19 protein-coding genes are annotated in these 19,276 nt (G+C 49.6%); all 19 read left to right on the top strand.

The features are described 5' to 3' along the window. Positions 1–35 precede the first annotated feature (35 nt). The 19 genes from I2H39_RS01190 to mutL all read left to right on the top strand — a co-directional run bounded on the left by I2H39_RS01190 (position 36) and on the right by mutL (position 19,269). Positions 36–908 carry a DUF362 domain-containing protein gene (locus tag I2H39_RS01190; RefSeq protein ID WP_195625621.1) on the top strand — a complete coding sequence of 291 codons (873 nt, stop codon included), beginning with the start codon at positions 36–38 and terminating at the stop codon, positions 906–908. Positions 909–942: 34 nt separating this feature from the next. Then, on the top strand, positions 943–1,317 hold the full coding sequence (locus I2H39_RS01185) for a MerR family transcriptional regulator (RefSeq protein WP_195625620.1): 375 nt from the start codon (positions 943–945) through the stop codon (positions 1,315–1,317). A 108-nt stretch (positions 1,318–1,425) separates the two neighbouring features. Continuing rightward, complete coding sequence (locus I2H39_RS01180) at positions 1,426–2,088, top strand: helix-turn-helix transcriptional regulator (protein ID WP_195625619.1); 663 nt, start codon at positions 1,426–1,428, stop codon at positions 2,086–2,088. Between the two features lie 53 nt (positions 2,089–2,141). After that, positions 2,142–2,633: an NUDIX domain-containing protein gene (locus I2H39_RS01175; protein WP_195625618.1), complete on the top strand. Its 492-nt coding sequence runs from the start codon at positions 2,142–2,144 to the stop codon at positions 2,631–2,633. A gap of 38 nt (positions 2,634–2,671) precedes the next feature. After that, entirely contained in the window at positions 2,672–4,054 is a 1,383-nt protein-coding gene (locus I2H39_RS01170) for a Wadjet anti-phage system protein JetA family protein (protein ID WP_195625617.1), read from the top strand. Positions 4,055–4,062: 8 nt separating this feature from the next. Beyond that, positions 4,063–4,830 (top strand): DUF4194 domain-containing protein, encoded by a 768-nt coding sequence (locus I2H39_RS01165; RefSeq protein ID WP_207746761.1) that lies wholly within the window; start codon positions 4,063–4,065, stop codon positions 4,828–4,830. Next, a complete protein-coding gene (locus I2H39_RS01160; RefSeq protein ID WP_195625615.1) occupies positions 4,815–8,201 on the top strand; it encodes an SbcC/MukB-like Walker B domain-containing protein in 3,387 nt (1,128 codons plus the stop codon). The genes I2H39_RS01165 and I2H39_RS01160 overlap by 16 nt, the downstream gene beginning before the upstream one ends. A 106-nt stretch (positions 8,202–8,307) precedes the next feature. Next, positions 8,308–9,666 carry a citrate/2-methylcitrate synthase gene (locus tag I2H39_RS01155; protein ID WP_138306967.1) on the top strand — a complete coding sequence of 453 codons (1,359 nt, stop codon included), beginning with the start codon at positions 8,308–8,310 and terminating at the stop codon, positions 9,664–9,666. A 65-nt stretch (positions 9,667–9,731) separates the two neighbouring features. Next, positions 9,732–9,995, top strand: coding sequence for a DUF4177 domain-containing protein (locus I2H39_RS01150; protein ID WP_227146903.1), 264 nt, complete (start codon positions 9,732–9,734; stop codon positions 9,993–9,995). Between the two features lie 97 nt (positions 9,996–10,092). After that, positions 10,093–10,419 carry a PH domain-containing protein gene (locus I2H39_RS01145; RefSeq protein ID WP_195625614.1) on the top strand — a complete coding sequence of 109 codons (327 nt, stop codon included), beginning with the start codon at positions 10,093–10,095 and terminating at the stop codon, positions 10,417–10,419. Between the two features lie 80 nt (positions 10,420–10,499). After that, positions 10,500–11,363, top strand: coding sequence for a MerR family transcriptional regulator (locus tag I2H39_RS01140; RefSeq protein ID WP_195625613.1), 864 nt, complete (start codon positions 10,500–10,502; stop codon positions 11,361–11,363). A gap of 199 nt (positions 11,364–11,562) precedes the next feature. Next, complete coding sequence (locus tag I2H39_RS01135; protein ID WP_319638390.1) at positions 11,563–13,299, top strand: hypothetical protein; 1,737 nt, start codon at positions 11,563–11,565, stop codon at positions 13,297–13,299. An 83-nt stretch (positions 13,300–13,382) separates the two neighbouring features. Beyond that, a complete protein-coding gene (gene ylxM / locus I2H39_RS01130; protein WP_138306976.1) occupies positions 13,383–13,727 on the top strand; it encodes a YlxM family DNA-binding protein in 345 nt (114 codons plus the stop codon). A gap of 45 nt (positions 13,728–13,772) precedes the next feature. Next, positions 13,773–15,149 (top strand): signal recognition particle protein, encoded by a 1,377-nt coding sequence (gene ffh, locus I2H39_RS01125; RefSeq protein ID WP_195625611.1) that lies wholly within the window; start codon positions 13,773–13,775, stop codon positions 15,147–15,149. Positions 15,150–15,251: 102 nt separating this feature from the next. Then, on the top strand, positions 15,252–15,494 hold the full coding sequence (gene rpsP / locus I2H39_RS01120) for a 30S ribosomal protein S16 (protein ID WP_002583195.1): 243 nt from the start codon (positions 15,252–15,254) through the stop codon (positions 15,492–15,494). 19 nt (positions 15,495–15,513) lie between these two features. Then, positions 15,514–15,741: a KH domain-containing protein gene (locus I2H39_RS01115; protein ID WP_002567740.1), complete on the top strand. Its 228-nt coding sequence runs from the start codon at positions 15,514–15,516 to the stop codon at positions 15,739–15,741. 155 nt (positions 15,742–15,896) lie between these two features. Then, positions 15,897–16,409: a ribosome maturation factor RimM gene (rimM, locus tag I2H39_RS01110; protein WP_138306980.1), complete on the top strand. Its 513-nt coding sequence runs from the start codon at positions 15,897–15,899 to the stop codon at positions 16,407–16,409. Between the two features lie 99 nt (positions 16,410–16,508). Beyond that, positions 16,509–17,189, top strand: coding sequence for a YcxB family protein (locus I2H39_RS01105; RefSeq protein ID WP_240305468.1), 681 nt, complete (start codon positions 16,509–16,511; stop codon positions 17,187–17,189). Between the two features lie 82 nt (positions 17,190–17,271). Continuing rightward, a complete protein-coding gene (gene mutL, locus I2H39_RS01100) occupies positions 17,272–19,269 on the top strand; it encodes a DNA mismatch repair endonuclease MutL (protein ID WP_195625610.1) in 1,998 nt (665 codons plus the stop codon). Positions 19,270–19,276: the final 7 nt, after the last annotated feature.

Raw genomic sequence — 19,276 nt, 5'->3', positions numbered from 1 at the left:
GGTCTGACAACAACATTTCAAGGAGGCTTATCATTATGTCTATTGTTTACATGACAAAGGAAATCACGCCGGAAAGCCTGGTCCGGATTTACCACGCATTGGGCGCTGCTTTATCCGGCAGCGTTGCCGTAAAGCTCTCCACAGGTGAGCCGGGAGGACACAACTTCCTGCAGCCGGAGCTTATCGGAAACCTTGTACAGGAACTAAAGGGCACCATTGTGGAGTGCAACACTGCCTACGAGGGAAGAAGGAACACTTCCAGGGCTCACTGGGAGACTATACGGGACCATGGATTCGCAGCCATTGCCCCCTGTGATATCCTGGATGAGGACGGCCACATGCCCCTGCCAGTCACAGACGGCTATCATCTGAAAGAGAATTATGTGGGCACCCATCTTCAAAATTATGATTCCATGCTCATGCTTTCACATTTCAAGGGCCACGCCATGGGCGGCTTTGGAGGAGCCTTGAAAAACATGTCCATTGGACTGGCATCCTCGTACGGCAAGATTTGGATTCATTCCTCCGGTACCAGCACCCGGTTTGAGGATGTGTTTACAGCGGACCACGATTCATTCCTGGAATCCATGGCAGACGCGGACCGCTCCGTCATGGACTACATGGGCCGTGAAAACATAGTATACATCAATGTGGCCAACCGTTTATCCGTGGACTGTGACTGCGACGCCCATCCCCATGACCCGGAGATGAAGGATATCGGCATTTTTGCATCCGCTGACCCAGTGGCCCTGGACCAGGCGTGTGTGGATGCGGTGTATGCTTCCGAGGATGAGGGAAAGGCAGCCCTGATAGAGCGCATGGAATCCAGAAACGGGATTCATACCGTGGAAGCCGCTGAAACCCATGGCCTTGGCAGCCGCAGATATGAACTCAGGTGCATTGACTGATCAAATTGCAGCATCAAAGGAGGGTGATGAAGGTTTGACCATAGCAGAAGTCAGCAGACAATATGACATATCGGCCGATACACTGCGTTACTATGAACGCATCGGCCTGCTTCCCCATGTAGGGCGTACATCCGGCGGCATCCGCAACTATTCGGAGGATGACTGCCATTGGGTGGAGTATATCAAGTGTATGCGCAGCGCAGGCGTTTCCGTGGAAACGCTGCTGGATTATGTGACATTGTTCCATCAGGGCGCTTCCACCATCCAGGCCAGGAAGAACCTCCTGCTGGAACAGCGTGAGCAGATTGTGGCCCGCATCCATGAGCTGAACCAGGTGCTGGCAAGACTGGACTGGAAGCTGGACGGTTATGAGGAACGGATGCTTAAGTGCGAGGAACATTTAAAATAGGCTGTATCCATAAGGATGCAACCGATTATTGCGTGACACCGGGACCAAAAACATGTAATGTAAAAGCAGAAGACAGACCATGATAAAATGGTCCCGGGAGGTATCACTATGAAAAGCACTGTAGGAAAAAATATTGTAAAATCAAGAAAGGAACAGGGTATGTCCCAGGAGCAGCTGGCCCAGAAGCTTCATGTTACCCGCCAGGCCGTGTCCAATTGGGAAACAGGACGAAGCCAGCCGGGCCTGGATATGCTGGAAGCCCTGGCCGGCGCCTTTGGAACCGACATCCTTGTTGTCATATACGGGCAGATGCCTGCGGGTGAGGATGAGGAAACCAGGTCCGCCGCCAGAAGGCGCTATCTGGTAAAGGCTGCTGCATGGGGCATCCTGACACTGGCCCTATATTTTATTCTGGCGGCACTTGGCAGGTATCTGGATGAACTCAGGACACGGACTTATAATTCCATGCCGTATATGCTGCTGCAGACCTGCCTCATACCCCCTGTAAGCGCAGGCGCTGCCATCAGCCTGATGCATGTCCTGAATGTGCCTGGCTCTGTGGGGATATCCGAACCATCTGTGAGAAAAAAACTCCTGGTATCCGGAGGACTGTTTACCGTTCTCTACCTGCTCTGTATGCTGTGGCTGTTTTTCCCCCTTCCATTGCCTGTGGGCGCCCCATTGTGGATATGGCGGCTGTCCTATTCCATTTTCCCGCATGTCCTGTTCTTTTTCATTGGAATGCTCTTTTACCTTGGGTTTGACATGTGAATAAATCATCGCTGTTTCCAACTATAAACTATATTGAATAAGGAGAATGCTGCATGACGGAAGTTGAATTTCTCGACACAGCGGATGATTCCCTGCTGAAATTTGCAGTCATTATATCCAGATACCAGGGAAAATGGCTGTTTTGCAAACACAGAGAGCGGGATACCTACGAGTGTCCCGGAGGCCACAGGGAGCCGGGGGAGGCAATAGAAGACACGGCCCGCAGGGAATTGTATGAAGAAACCGGAGCAGTCAGTTTCACCCTGACGCCGGTAAGCGCCTATTCAGTCCATGAGGCCTTTGACGGCCTGGAAGCTCCCGCAATAAGCTGCGGAATGCTCTATTACGGCTGCATAACAGAGCTGGGTCCCATACCGGAGGGGTATGAAATAGAACGCACAGAACTGTTCCGGGACCCGCCTGGAAACTGGACTTATCCGGACATACAGCCTGTCCTTCTTGGATATCTGGAAACCTGGCTTTGCAGGCCAGGCCAGGACGGGACGAATGGGGGCGAATGGATTTCTGATTGTCACTTCCGGTGATTCCTGTTATAATGATAGGGAAATACGGAGGTTTGTAAATGATACTGATGCATGAAATACCAGACCGGTTCTGGAGCCTGTTCCGCTCTGTCAACCGGTCTACTTACATAGAAGCCCTTCTTAAAATCAATGAGGAGTATGAGTACAGCAATTATTTTCTCAGCCGGGAAGTCTGCATCCAGCTTTTAAGCGAATATTTCTCCCAGAAGAAATATGTCATATGGCAGGATGAGACTGAGGATGACTGGGATGAACTGGAACCGCCTGCCACCAGAGTCCTTAACTGGCTGCTCAGGACCGGCTGGCTGCGCAAGGTGGATGATTACGCCAGTATGACCGTCAACATCGTTATTCCGGATTACGCCGCAGTGATGATTGAGGCATTCTCCCGTTTGTCAAACGACGATGAGGACGAGACCCAGGTTTATATTCAGAATGTCTATGCCATTCTATTTTCTCTGAAAAATGACCCCCGCTCCAGCGTCAGCCTTCTAAATACGGCTCTCGTAAATACAAAAAAACTGAACAAATCCCTTCAGGACATGCTTCACAACATGGATAAGTTTTTTGGCAGCCTGCTGGAACAGAAAAGTTACGGGACCCTGTTAAAGGAGCATCTGGAAGGTTATGTGACGGAAATCGTCAACCGGAAATACCATATATTAAAGACTTCGGACAATTTTTATCTCTATAAAACAGATATCAAATCCTGGATAGCCGCCATGCGGGAGGACAGTTCCTGGATTTATAAGATGTGCGCCAAAAGCGCGGCCTCATCCAGGGGCCAGAAAAAGCCTCCCCTGACCGAATACGATATCGTGGAAAAGCTGGACCAGCTGGAGCGTGGTTTTGACGATATTGAACACCGCATTTCCAATATGGACAAGGAACACTCCCGTTATGTCAAGGCAACGGTCACGCGTCTCAATTACCTGTTAAACCAGGAGGACAATATGAAGGGGCTTGTAATCAAACTCCTGAACCATTTGTCGGAATACGGCTGCCCGGATGAGGAACTGACAGCTGTGGGCGCCAGGATGAATCTGTCCCAGATGACCCTGCTGTCGGAAAAATCCCTGTATAAACGCCGTAAAACCAAGGCTGATTTTACAGAACAGTTAAAGGATGAGGAAGAATCCGAGGAGCTTTCCATGGAGGAGGTCCTGAACCTGAACAAGGTCAGGAACCGTTACAGCCAGAAGGAGATTGAAGCGTTCATAGGAGACAACATGGTGGACGGGAAAATGGTGGTGGACGAACAAACCATACATTCAGACCAGGACTTTGAAAAACTGATACTGGCCTATGACTATTCCACCAGGAGAAAGAGTCTCTACAGGGTGGAAGAGGAGGATTCGGAAATGGTACGATGCGGCGGCTATACCTACCCGCGGCTGGTATTTGTCAGGAGGACGAGATAGTGGAAAACATGGAATTGGAAAACAGCATGACGGACATAACGCCGGCATCCGCATATGCGGGAAACGGCATCCCCTACTATGATAATCTGATGCAGTCGGAGCAGTCGGAGGTAACGGAAATCATCCGTCTCCTATGGCGCCAGACCTTCCTGCTGGAGCATAAATATGACAAGCGTACCGGAAGATTCCAGTACAACAGGGACTACCGTGTATGCAGCAAGCACCTGGAATTCATCAAACATTATTTTGCCATCAGCGGCGTGGAGCTGCGTGAAAACAGCCAGATGGGAGTTATGTACATCCAGGGGGAAAACGTGGTGGGAGATAAGCTGCCCCGCCTTGCCACCCTGTATCTGCTGGTCCTGAAGCTGATTTACGACGAACAGATGGAAAGCGTTTCCACCAGCATCAATGTCTATACCTCCCTGCGTGAAATCCATGAAAAACTGGGCAGCTACAGACTGTTCAGGAAGCAGCCCGCTGCCACGGACATCCGCCGGGCAGTCACCCTTCTGAAAAAATACCAGGTCATTGAACCCCTGGACCTGATGGAGGATTTAAAAAGCGAAAGCCGCATGATTATCTATCCCTGCATCAACGTGGTGCTCATGGGAGACGATGTGCGCCGGCTTTTGGCATCCTTTGAGGAGGATGCAGGTGATAACGGAATCCAAATGAAGGCTGATTTGGAGGAGGAAGGCGCGGATGGAGCAGATGAGGGATTAACAGAGGAAGAAATGACATCAGAGGAAGGAGAACCATGGAACAGAAGATAGCAAACGAGCGTTTTCTCGCCCTTTCCAGGATATGTTTGAATAACTGGCACTACATAACAAAAAGGACCCTGTCCTTTAACGATGAAATCAACTTTTTCACCGGGCATTCCGGCAGCGGCAAATCCACGGTCATAGACGCCATGCAGATTGTGCTCTACGCCAACACGGACGGCCGGGGCTTCTTCAACAAGGCGGCAGCCGATGACTCTGACCGCAGCCTGATAGAATATCTAAGAGGTATGGTAAACATCGGCGATAACAACGAGTTTTCCTATCTGCGCAACCAGAATTTTTCCTCCACCATTGTATTGGAGCTGAAACGCAGCGATACAGGCCAGTGCCAGTGCGTGGGAATCGTTTTTGACGTGGAAACTGCCACCAATGAAATATCCCGCCGTTTCTTCTGGCACAAGGGCCCCATGTGGGACAATGGATACAGGGGCGGAAAGCGGACCATGTCCATCGCAGAGACAGAGGAATACCTTCAGACGAATTACAGCAGGGAGGAGTATTTCCTGACCTCCCACAACGAACGTTTCCGCCGGATACTCTATGACTCCTATCTGGGCGGCCTGGACCCCGAAAAATTCCCCCTTCTGTTTAAACGGGCCATCCCGTTCAGAATGAACATTAAGCTGGAGGATTTTGTAAAGGAATATATCTGCATGGAGCAGGACATCCATATTGAGGACATGCAGGAAAGCGTGATGCAGTACGGCCGGATGCGGAAAAAAATCGAGGATACCTGTGCGGAGATTGAATCCCTGAAGCAGATTAAGGACCGATTCCAAAGCTACGAAGAAAAGGAACTGCAAATCAAAAAATGCTCCTACTTTGTGCAGAAACTGGAGATTCTTCAGCTTCAGTCAGAGGTCCGCACCCTGGCTGACAAGGTCAGGCTGGCAGGGGAGGACCTGGAAAAACAAAAACAGGCCAGAGGCTCGGTGGATGAACAAATCATTGAACTGACCCGGCAGAGTGACGAGCTGCTGCGGCGCATTGCCTCCACCGGATATGAGGACCTTAAAAACCAGCTTAAAAGCCTGAATGAGCTGCTGGAACAGCTGGGAAAAAGCGAGGCCCGATGGCAGCAGACCACGGCAGCCCTGAAACGCTGGGAAGAAGAGGATATCACCTCCAACCAGACGCTTTGGGATATAGAGGAATTTGAAAACCGCACCATTGATTTGGAGACATTGGAACGCCTGAGAAAATCCATGGAATCCATGCGCTCAGATACGGAAAAACAGCATCAGGACGCTTCCTCCGCTGTCAGGGAACTCAAAAAGCTGGAAAAGCAGACAAAGGATGAGCTGGAAAAACTTCGTTCCGGCAGCAAAGCCTATCCCAAATACCTGGAAAATGCCAGGAGCTACATCCAGCGCCGCCTTCTGGAGGAAACAGGTAAAAGCGTGGACGTGCATGTGCTGGCCGACCTTCTGGATGTAAAAAGGGACGAGTGGCGGGGCGCAGTGGAGGGCTACCTTGGAAACAACAAGTTAAATCTGGTGGTGGCGCCTAAATATGCCGGGACCGCCCTGGAAATCTACGGTGAACTGGATAAAAAGGAATATTACAATGTAGCTGTGCTGGACACGGAAAAAGCATCCCGGAACCAGCCCCAGGTACTAAAAGGCGCTCTCTCAGAGGAAGTGACTGTGCGGGAATCCTACTTAGGACCCTATATGGACCTGCTGCTCGGAAAGGTCATCAAGTGCAGTACCATAGATGAACTGAGGGAATGCCGTATCGGCATCACCAGCAGCTGTATGCTCTACCACACCTTCCGCCTGCAGCACATTAACCCGGACAGCTACACCAAGTTCGCCTATATTGGCAAGGACAGCATCCGCAGACGTATCCGCCTTCTGGAACAGGAACTGGTTTCCCTGGGTGAAAAGAGAAAGCCCCTGGAAGAGACGGTCAGGGAATCCCTTAGAATCCTGGGCCTTCCCTGGCTCTCAGCCGAGCCCCAGGAATACCTGGACTGGCTGAAGGATATAAACAGCTATAAGGCCAAAGAACGGGAAAAGAAAAAGCTGACGCAGAAGCTGGAGCTTTTAAAGGAACAGAATGTGGACCAGCTGGAGCGGGACCGCCAGGCAGTCATCACGCTCTGCGACAGCAAAAAGCGGGAGAGGGACAGCCTGAATGTGCTCATCCGCGACAAGGAGCGGGAGATAGAAGACTACCGGAGCAAGTCCATTGACAGCCAGTCCATTCTCACTGCAAAGGAACGGGAGCTGGTACGGAATACGGACTATGACAATGAGCTGGCAGCCTATCTCTCAGCCAGGGATAATGTGCGCTATGACAGGGAGAAGGATACCTATGCTGCCAGATGCAGCAGACTCACTGAGGCCAGGGAAGCAGCCTTCCAGGAGCTTTTGTCTGTCAGGGCCGGCTATATCAGAAGCTATCCCAACCGCAATTTCCCGGTAAACGCCAGGGATAACGCTGTCTATGACCGCCTTCTTGACGCACTGAAATGTGATAATCTGGAAGAATACAAGCAAAAAGCCACGGAACAGGCCAAATCCGCGGTAGAGCATTTCCAGGATGACTTCATGTATAAAATCCGCAGCGCCATCCGGGAGGCGCTGATTCGCAAGGATGAGCTGAACCGCATTATCAGCCGCCTGGATTTCGGAAAGGATAAATACCAGTTCGTCATTGGCCGCAATAAAGGTCCGGACGGCCGTTTCTATGATATGTTCATGGATGACTCCCTGGACATCAATCCGGCTGACCTGAACTATTCCTATGAAAACCAGATGGACCTGTTTACCATTGAACATGAAAAGCAGTACGGGGATTTGATGAATGAACTCATAAGCATCTTTATCCCCCCGGAAAACGCCACACCGGAGCAGATGGACGAGGCCAGGCGGAACATGGATAAGTATTCGGATTACCGCACCTATCTGTCCTTTGATATGCAGCAGCTCATCCAGAACAAGGACGAGGTTATAAAAATCCGACTGAGCAAAATGATTAAAAAGAATTCAGGCGGAGAGGGCCAGAACCCGTTGTATGTGGCCCTTCTGGCCAGCTTTGCCCAGGCCTACCGCATCAACGTCCCATCCAAGGTGGAGCGCAGCCCAACCATCCGTCTGGTGGTATTGGATGAAGCCTTTTCCAAAATGGACGGGGAGAAAGTGGCCAGCTGTATCGAGCTCATCCGCGGACTGGGATTCCAGGCCATTATCAGTGCAACCAATGACAAAATCCAGAACTACGTGGAAAACGTGGACAAGACCTTTGTATTTGCCAATCCCAACAAGAAATCCATCTCCATCCAGGAATTTGAACGGGAGCGTTTTGCAGAGCTGATGCAGGACACGGAATCTTATATTTATACAAAAAAGTAAAAAAAGTTTGCAAAAATCTTAAAAATGGAATAAAATAGTAAAAATACCACTTTTACAGGAGGAATTTTATAAGAGAAAATCAAACATTCGAAAGGAGAGGTTTTGCATGATTGAAACAAAGGAATTTATGGACAACTTGAGCCAGTGGTCAGACATTTGTCTGAGTGATGAGAGGATTGATTTGGAGCTGTATGAATCGTACGACGTAAAGCGCGGACTCCGTGACAAAAACGGAAACGGTGTGGTAGCGGGACTGACGAAGGTGTCCAAAATCGAAGCCAACAAAGTAGTGGATGGTGTTAAAGTCCCCTGCGAAGGAAAACTATTTTACAGAGGTTATAATATCTATGATTTGATTGGCGGGGTAGTGAGAGAGAACCGTTATGGTTTTGAAGAGATTGCATACCTGCTTCTGTTCGGAGAACTTCCTAATGCGGAACAGCTTACAAAATTTAAAGAAAGCCTGGCATTCAGCCGTACACTTCCCACAAATTTTGTCCGAGATGTAGTAATGAAAGCACCCACAAAAGACATGATGATATCCCTGAGTAAGAGTATTCTTACCCTGGCTTCCTATGATGAGAAGGCCTGGGATATTTCCGTTCCCAACGTGCTCAGACAGTGCATGATGCTTATAAGCGTAATGCCCATGCTGGCAGTCTATGGTTATCATGCCTTTAACCATTATGAGAGAGACGGAAGCATGTACATACACCGCCCGGACGAGAATCTGTCCACGGCCGAGAACCTGCTGCGTCTTCTGAGGCCTGACATGCAGTACTCACAGGTGGAGGCCCATGTACTGGATTTGGCATTAATCCTGCATATGGAGCATGGCGGCGGCAACAACTCCACCTTTACCACCCATGTGGTTACATCCTCCGGCACGGACACCTATTCTGTCATCTCCGCGGCCCTGGCTTCCTTAAAAGGCCCCAAGCACGGCGGCGCCAACATCAAGGTAGTGGAAATGATGCAGGATTTAAGGAGCGAGGTAAAGGATATCACGGACAGGGAAGAGGTGGAATCTTATCTGAAGAAGCTGCTTCACAAAGAGGCATTTGACCGCAAGGGCCTTATCTACGGAATGGGCCACGCCGTATATTCCAAGTCAGACCCCCGTGCCGAGATTTTCAAACGCTTTGTACGCCAGCTGTCAGAGGAAAAGGGCCGCATGGAAGAATTTGCCCTCTATTCCATGATTGAGGAGCTGGGTCCCAAGGTAATCACCGAGGAACGCAGAATCTACAAGGGCGTCAGCGCCAACGTGGATTTCTACAGCGGATTTGTATACAGCATGCTGGATATTCCGGAAGAAATGTTCACTCCAATCTTTGCAATAGCAAGAATTGTGGGATGGAGCGCACACCGCATCGAGGAATTGATTAATATGGATAAAATCATCCGTCCTGCCTATACAAGCATCATGAAGGAAGAGGATTACAAACCTCTCTGCGACCGATAATAAGAATTATTCCTGAATCTATATACAATCTTTATATGCCCTTTATAAATTCTAATAGCATCTTTATGATATCAGGCGCTATAATAAACGCAAATATCAAAAGAGAAAGAGCTATGGATATGGGTAAATATGAATATAATTTTGTGGAAGTTCCATTTGACGGAAATCTGAAAAATGGCAATGTTGAAACAATTGAAAAGTGTAAAGATATTATCCGGAAGGAGTCTGCCCAGGGATGGCGTCTGGTCCAGATTATAAGTCCTTCCGGTGAAAAAAGGGTGCTGACAGGCAACAGCAATTATGAAATTGTCTTTGAAAGGGAAAACTGAACTGTTTTCCCTTTTTTGTATATCAATTCCTTCCCAGATATTGTATAATGATATAATGCGCAATTAATTATACAATTAGGAAAAGAGGATTCATAACATGGCCGTTGAATTGGATTTGCATGAAGGAGAAGTTGTTGAAAAAGAGCTGAAAGGCGATTACTGGGAAAAGACCCTGTGTATGTACAGCCAGAAGACAGGCACATACTGGTTTACAAATGAACGGATTATTTTCAGGGGAGGTTTTGCGGCTGCCCTGGACATCCCTTACTGCGACATTGAACAGGTCCGCACCTGCAATGTGGGCCCCCTGCTCCAGTTCCTGCCCACAGGAATCAAAATAACCGTCAACGGAGGAAAATCCTACAAGCTGTCAGTGCTGAAACGAAAATCCGTGGTGGAATTCATCGAGTCGAAATTAAAATAAGATATTTTTGCTCATTTCCCTTGACTGTACAGTTGCTGGATACCTTACAATCAGATTAGAAACAGAAAGGAGATGAGCATATGAAGATGAAAGAAGCCGAAGCCCGTACAGGCCTGGACCGGAAGAATATACGATACTATGAGAGCGAGGAACTTCTGGCTCCCCGGCGCACCGAGGGAAACCGCTACCGGGATTACAGCGAGGAGGACATAGAGCGTCTTCTGGAAATCCGTTTCCTGCGGCAGCTGGGCATCCCCATCCGGGATATACGCGGATATTTTGAGGGAAGGCTGGCCTTAAGGGAGCTGATGCGTATGCGACTGGACCGGATTGACGGTGAGATGTCGCAGTTAAAGAAGCTGGAACAGATGTGTACCAGACTGGAAGAGCAGCAGACACTGAAACCTTCCATTGTGGAAAGCTGCCTGGAGGAAATCAGCCATGACAACGGCAGGAATACCTGGCTTGAGGATATACGGAAAGACTGGAGGATGTTTCAGAAGGAACTCCACTCCCAGTTCATCTATTTTGAACCTGAAGGGGAAGTTCTGTCGCCGGAGGACTTTGCCCGGGAGACAGCCCTCTATGCAGCCAAACGGAATCTGGATTATGAGACCATCCGGCTGGAATTCACCTATGCCCTGGTCCGGCTGGAGGGAATTGCCTACCAGGCTTCCTTCACATTTGGTCCCTGTTTCCGCCTGGCCAGGCTGCCTCTCATAAAGCTGACCCGGTGTACGCCTCCTCCCCACGGTGTTTCAAAAGGAAAGTATCTGTTTTTTGTTCTGCTGCCCACCATACTGATATTCGGCAGTATCCTGTTCTGCCTTATTGACAGCCAGTTTGGAGCCCGTTTTTCCGGGATATACCGGATGCTTATTATAGGATGCTTCATTGCTGCCCTGCTGTTTATATCTGTAAATAAAAATGTGTATTACCAGTGACATGACGGATAAGAACCGAAAACAGGCTATGGAAATGTATATTGCCTTCGGGCGCCTCTGAGCAGACGCGAAAAAGGAGAGAACAGAGAATGATTCTCCTTGCCAAGTGTTGAAAAATTGAATATAATAAAGGTATATAGAGACAGTTGGAAATGCAGACCCGTGATAAGCGTGTCTGCATTTCGGCGTTTTAAGGAAGATGAACAGATTTGTTCATTTTCAGCCCCGCATAACCAGGCGGTCTGCTGCGGCAGGAGAAAGAGAGGGTACAGAGATGGGTATAAATACAAGAAAAATGAAATATCCCGCGGCAATATGTGTTTTGCTTGCATGTTGCATCACTATGGACATTGCGTCCTACGCCGCCGGGTGGGCGGAAGAAAACGGCACGTGGAGATATTCCGGCCAAAGTGGAGACTATATAACAAACAGTTGGATAAGGCATGGCAATTCCTATTATTACCTGGATGAGAAGGGTGAGATGGCTACTGAATGTCTGATTAAAACTGACGGGGACCTGTACTATGTGGATATAAATGGGGTAAAGGCGGTGAACCAGTGGGTATCCATATCCGATGACAACAGCCAGGTGGGAACGCAGGCCGCCACGGCCTGGTACTATTTCGGTTCCAAAGGTAAGGCATATAGGAATATTAGGAAACGGATTGATGGAAAATACTACATCTTCGATGAAAATGGCCATATGCTATCCGGGTGGCAGCCTTATGGAAATAATGACAATCTGTATTATCTGGGCACCGCAGACGAAGGATGGGCCCATATTGGCTGGCAGAATCTGGAATCCCATAAAAATGAACCCGGTACCTATTGGTATTATTTTGGAACCAGCGGCATCTCGTACCAGGATACGAAAAAAAAGATTGACGGCAGGTATTACATATTTGATGAGGACGGCCAGATGCTGTCCGGCTGGCAGTCCTATGACGGTGATGATAATCTGTACTATTTAGGGACAGGAGATGAGGGATGGGCCCGTACCGGCTGGCAGAACCTGGAACCCGGAGATGACGCATCGGGGTCTGATGATTCGGAGGAATGGTTTTACTTCAATCCCGGCAGCGGAAAAGCATACAGGGATACCAGAAAGAAAATTGACGGTTCTTACTATACCTTTGATGAGGATGGCGTCATGCAGGATAAATGGCTCTCCGGCCGGCCGGCCATCCCCGATAGTTTACCTGATGACAGCAATGCCCGGTACAGGGAAGAGGAAGGCAGTCTGGAAGGCGGATGGTACTATGGGTATGGTCCGGAGGATAAGGATGAGTCTGGTGAAGAGGGCTGGTACTATCTGGATAAGAACGGCGTGCCCTTCAACGACCAGGGAAGGGATTCTTCCGGCAATAGCTTTGTAAAAGAGCTTGGCGATGGGGGATACTTTGGTGAAGCAGAGACAGGCATGGCCGCAAAAGTGATTCATGGAAAGACGTATCTATTTGATGAGAACGGCAGGATGATGACCGGCTATTACTATTTAGTATCCGTTAACTGTGAAGGCGGCCCCACTCTTGGCGTCAATAAAACAGCGCCGGATTATGGCTATAATTACTACTTTAACGCAGACAGTGGGTCCAAAGAAGGCCAGATGATGACCGGTAAACAGAGCTTCCTATGCGAGGGGGACAGATTCCACTGTTATCTGCGCAATGACGGCAGGGCCTACGCCGGCATGATTGTTGACGGCTGCCTGTATGACTTTGACGGCCTGAGGTTGGAGAGCCGGGATGGTTCCTATAAAATCATTGAGATTGGTCCCGGTCTGGAGATTGCAGAAAAAGGCAGCAGCAGGCTGCATAAAAATTGCCTCCTGGTCGTGAACAAAAATGGCAAGCTGAAAAAGTCGGGCACCGTTAAGATTGGAGGGCAAAAATATACCATTAAGGATTATGAGGCCATAGAAGTAACCGACGACTGATTCTTTTTTAGATTTTTCGGATTGTCAAGTAAAAATGCTTGACAATCCTTTTTCTATCGTGTATGATATCACAGGTGGTTGAAATGGAAAAGATTGTGGAACAGGGTTTGTTATATGATTTTTATGGAGAACTGCTGACAGAACATCAGCGCAGGATATACGAGGATGTGGTGTTCGGCGACCTTTCTCCCAGCGAGATAGCAGGGGAGCAGGGCATCAGCCGTCAGGGTGTCCACGATTTGATAAAACGATGCGACAAGATACTGAAGGATTATGAAGCCAAGCTTCATCTGGTAGCCAAGTTTATGAAAGTCAAGGAGATGGCCGGCGAGCTGGAACGTCTCTCTGATGAATGCATACGCACCAGGGACATGGCCCTTGTGGACCAAATCCGGCGATTGTCCGCGGAAATCACCAGCACGCTTTAATGGAGCGATTCATTGTAAGCAGTGCAGCCTTAGGAGGATTATTTCATGGCTTTTGAAAGCTTATCCGATAAATTACAAAATGTATTCAAAAACCTTCGCGGTAAAGGCCGTCTTTCAGAAGCCGATGTAAAAGCCGCATTGAAGGAAGTCAAGATGGCGCTTCTGGAAGCAGATGTAAGTTTCCGCGTGGTGAAGCAGTTCATCGGTTCTGTACAGGAACGGGCTGTGGGCGAAGACGTGTTCGGAAGCCTGACCCCGGGACAGACTGTAGTGAAAATCGTAACCGAAGAGCTAGTAAAGCTCATGGGTTCCGAAACAACAGAGATTGCCCTAAAGCCTTCCAATGAAATCAGCATCATCATGATGGCCGGTCTTCAGGGAGCTGGCAAGACCACTACCACGGCCAAGATTGCAGCCAAGATGAAGGCCAAGGGACGCAAGCCCCTGTTAGCTGCCTGTGACATCTACCGGCCTGCTGCCATAGAGCAGCTGCAGATTAACGGCGACCGGGTAGGCATTCCGGTATTCTCCATGGGCAATAAGAACAGGCCGGTGGACATTGCCAAAGCAGCAGTGGAACACGCGTCCAAGAACGGCCTTAACGTGGTTATCCTGGATACGGCCGGACGTCTCCATATCGACGAAACCATGATGGATGAGCTGGTGGAGATAAAGGACAATCTGGATGTCTGCCAGACTATTTTGGTGGTAGACGCCATGACCGGCCAGGACGCAGTAAATGTGGCCGGCACATTTAACGATAAGATAGGCATTGACGGTGTCATCCTCACAAAGCTGGATGGCGATACCCGAGGCGGTGCGGCACTTTCCATCCGCGCAGTCACAGGCAAACCGATTCTATATGTTGGCATGGGCGAGAAGCTGTCCGACCTGGAACAGTTTTACCCGGACAGAATGGCTTCCAGAATCCTGGGAATGGGCGATATCCAGTCCTTGATTGAAAAAGCAGCTGCCGAGGTGGATGAAGAACAGGCCAAGGAGCTGAGCCAGAAGCTGCGCAAGGCGGAATTCGATTACAATGACTTCCTGACCCAGATGCAGCAGATTAAGAAGATGGGCGGTATGGGAAGCATTCTTTCCATGATGCCGGGAATGGGAAACCAGCTGTCCGGCGCTGATATGGACGAAGGTGAAAAATCCATGCACAGGGTAGAGTCCATCATCCTCTCCATGACAAAAGAGGAGAGGGCCAATCCCAACCTCATGAACCCTTCCAGGAAACAGCGCATTGCAAAAGGCGCCGGTGTGGAGGTCAGCGAGGTCAACCGTCTGGTCAAGCAGTTCGACCAGATGAAGAAAATGATGAAGCAGATGCCCGGCCTTATGGGCGGCGGCAAACGAAAAGGCGGATTCGGTGGTCTGGGAGGACTGCTGGGCGGCAAGATGAAGATGCCCTTCTAGGACAGGTGTTTAAATGATGCATCCGCAGACCAATCAAGCTAGTCAAACAGGAATACTCCTGTATGTCTAATATAAGAACAATTCACAAGGAGGTGAAATCACATGGCAGTAAAGATGAGATTAAGAAGAATGGGACAGAAGAAGGCTCCTTTCTATAGAATCGTAGTTGCTGATTCCAGGTCTCCAAGAGATGGCAAGTTCATCGAGGAAATCGGTACTTATGACCCAACCAGGGAACCAAGCGTCATCAAGTTTGACGAGGAAGCAGCTAAGAAGTGGTTAGCAACAGGTGCACAGCCAACTGAGACCGTAGGAAAGCTCTTAAAAATCGCCGGCATTCAGTAGTTGTCAATGAGGTGTTAAGATGAAGGAATTAGTCGAAGTGATTGCGAAAGCACTGGTCGATAACCCAGAAGAAGTTGTTGTTACCGAATCAATGAAGGGCGAGGACACCCTGATTGAGCTCAAGGTGTCTCCTGCGGACATGGGCAAGGTCATCGGCAAGCAGGGCAGGATTGCCAAAGCAATCCGTTCCGTTGTCAAGGCCGCTGCATCCAAGGAAGACAAGAAAGTAATCGTTGAGATTCAGTAAGCTGGATTCAGTAAGCAGACAAGTTAAGGACCGCTGGCCGCTGGGCTGGCGGTTCATTTATTGCTCCGGAACTATTGTCCCGGAACTTGTTCCGGTATATATAGCCCGGTAAATACGGCCGGGTAAATTACGCATCACAGAAAGGTGACAGGTGTATGGAAAACATGCTGAGAGTGGGAGTCATAACCTCCACCCACGGAATCAAAGGGGAAGTAAAGGTATTCCCCACCACAGATGACGCCAAACGGTTTAAAGAGCTGAAGGAAGTCATCCTTGACACTGGAAAAGAACAGATTCCCATGGAAATCGAACATGTGAAATTCTTTAAGAACATGGTCATTCTGAAATTCAAGGGACATGACGATATAAATGAAATGGAAAAATACAAATCAAAGGACCTGCTGGTTACCAGGGACCAGGCCGTGGCGCTGGAGCCGGATGAATACTTTATCACAGATTTGATTGGACTTGCTGTGGTATCAGACCAGGGCGAGGAATTGGGCACTCTTAAGGACGTGCTGGAAACAGGGGCCAATGATGTGTATGTGGTTGCCATGAAGGACGGAAAGGAACTGATGCTTCCCGCCATCGGAGACTGCATCCTGGATGTGGACCTGGAACAGGGACGCATGGAGGTCCATGTGCTGGAGGGGCTCATGGATTTATAAGGCTGCGGTTTATGGTTCTGTAAAAAGAGCTTGTGTTTTACCTGGTTTTGTTGTATATAAAGAGAGGGGATAAACCGTACTGCATGATGTAATGCAGTATTGGGGGCGAAAGGCCGCCGGTGCAGCAAGGAAAAGGAATCTGATATGAAGACAGAGGACCAGCAGACAGGGCCCCAGTCCGTCTGCTATACGGTTGACATGAAGATGAACCGGGAATCATTGTACCATATGGTTTCCGTGGATAAACATTTGAATCCGTCTGCCCCCCTTTGGGTATGGCTTGTATTCACAGTCCTTTTATGGATATGCCGCGCAGGCTGTGTAAGTTCCATTGTTTTGCGCATATTCGGCATTCTCCATACCCTGAACGCTGCCATTATTTTCCTGATTCTGGCATACCTGGTCCATACCCTGGGACCCGGGTTCATCCGCAGCGGCCTCTTTAATTCAGACCGTTCCAACCGGATGCAGCTGGATACTGCATGGAAGCGTTTTCTGGTCAAAAACGGCGAGCCCCTTACGGTGACCTATGAATTCTACCGGAATTACTTCCGGACGTCCGGAGGCAGGGCGGTCCACGCATACAGCCAGATATCACACATATGCGAGACACAGCGCTGCCTGGTGTTGTATACCATGGACCACGGCGGCTATCTGCTGGACAAAAGACAGATGGGCGCTGTCTGCATAAACGGCCTGCGGACATTTCTCTCGGAGCGTTCCGGCAAGTCGGTAAAGTGGATACAGGTCAGGGATTATATACCTGTAAAAAGCAACTGATAAAGCCGGCCCCGGCATCTGCGATTGGGGCCGGCTTTTAGAGATACTTTTTGGCTGAGCACAGACAGAAAGGAACCTGGATATGGCCAACATAACTGTTTTAGACCAAAGTACCATCAATAAAATTGCAGCCGGCGAAGTCATTGAGCGGCCTGCTTCCGTAGTAAAGGAGCTGCTGGAAAATGCCATTGACGCCCATGCCACTGCCGTAACCGTGGAAATCAAGGACGGCGGCTGTTCCCTGATACGTGTCACTGACAACGGATGGGGCATTCCAAAGGAAGAGATTCCCCTGGCATTCCTGCGCCACGCCACAAGCAAAATCAAGACAGTGGAGGATTTATTTACCATATCCTCCCTGGGCTTTCGCGGCGAGGCCCTGGCCAGCATTGCGGCCGTGGCCCAGGTGGAGCTGATTACAAAGACGGGAGACAGCCTTACCGGTTCCCGTTACCAGATTGAAGGCGGTATTGAAAAGGGACTGGAGGAAATAGGCGCACCTGAGGGAACTACCATCATTGCCCGCAACCTGTTCTACAACACGCCTGCGCGCAAAAAATTCCTCAAGACTCCCATGACAGAGGGCGCCCATGTGGCTGCTCTGGTAGAGAAGATTGCCCTTTCCCACCCGGATATTTCCATCCGGTTCATACAGAACAACCAAAACAAGCTCTACACCTCAGGCAACCATAACCTGAAGGACCTGATATACACTGTATTCGGAAGGGAGATTGCAGGAAACCTTCTCCCGGTGGAAATCAAGGAGGACTGGATTACGATGACCGGATTTACAGGCAAGCCGGTCATAGCCAGGTCCAACCGGAATTACGAGAATTATTTCATCAATGGCCGGTATATCAAGAGCACCATCATATCCAGGGCCATTGAGGAGGCGTACAAGCCCTACATGATGCAGCACAAGTATCCGTTTACCATGCTGCATTTCCACATTGAACCGGATACCCTGGATGTAAACGTCCATCCCACCAAAATGGAACTGCGTTTTGCCGACGGTGAGAGGGTGTACAACGCAGTGTTGCGGGCTGTCAGCAGTGCCCTGGCCCACAAGGAGCTGATTCCCCAGGTAAGCCTGGAGGAAAAGCAGGAAAAGGAAGCCAGACAGCTGGCGGAAAAGCTGGCTCCCCGCCCGGAGCCCTTCGAGGTCCGCAGAAGGGAAAACCTGGAACAGAAAACTTCCGGCAGCAGCGGCACAGCCCAGCACGGCGGCCCTTCACCCGGCGCCGGCTCTGTTTATGCCCGCCAGGCCCCGCCCAGACCCTCTTTTGTCAGCGAACGGATGCCTGACTGGCTGAAGGAGAGAAGAAAGGACCAGGAAACACATTCCATGCCTCCGGCCTCCCTTAATCCTTTAAAGGGAACACATGGTACAGGGAATCAGGACCCGGGAAAGGAGACCGGCATTGGTGACAGCAGCAGTTCCACCCCCATCCAGCCGGAACAGCTGGACCTGTTTGACGGCAAGCTTCTGGACCCCAAGGCCAGGCTGAAGCATAAGCTTATCGGCCAGCTGTTTGACACATACTGGATGGTGGAGTATAACGAGCAGCTGTTCATCATTGACCAGCACGCTGCCCATGAAAAGGTGCTCTATGAAAACACCATAAAGTCCTTAAAAACACGGCAGTATGATATGCAGATGGTGGACCCGCCCATTATTCTTACACTGAACATGAATGAAGAACTGCTCCTGAAGAAATACATGGATTATTTCGCGGGAATCGGTTTTGAGATAGAACCCTTTGGGGGCAGGGAATATGCGGTGCGCGGCGTGCCTGCCAACCTGTTTTCCATTGCCAAGAAAGAACTGCTGACAGAGATGATTGACGGGCTCTCAGAGGATATATCGGTACATAACCCGGACATTATATATGAAAAGGTGGCATCCATGTCCTGCAAGGCAGCTGTCAAAGGGCATCACACCATGTCCTTCCAGGAGGCCAATGTGCTTATTGACCAGCTTCTGGACCTGGAAAATCCCTATGCCTGCCCCCACGGCAGACCCACCATTATCTCCATGAGCAAGTATGAGCTGGAGAAAAAATTTAAACGCATTGTCTGAAAGGAGC

The sequence above is a fragment of the Clostridium sp. 1001283B150225_161107_B6 genome, assembly GCF_015556325.1.
Classification (GTDB): Bacteria; Bacillota; Clostridia; order Lachnospirales; family Lachnospiraceae; genus Enterocloster.
Note: the sequence above shows the minus strand (reverse complement) of the source record. Positions and strands in the feature narration are given on the sequence as shown.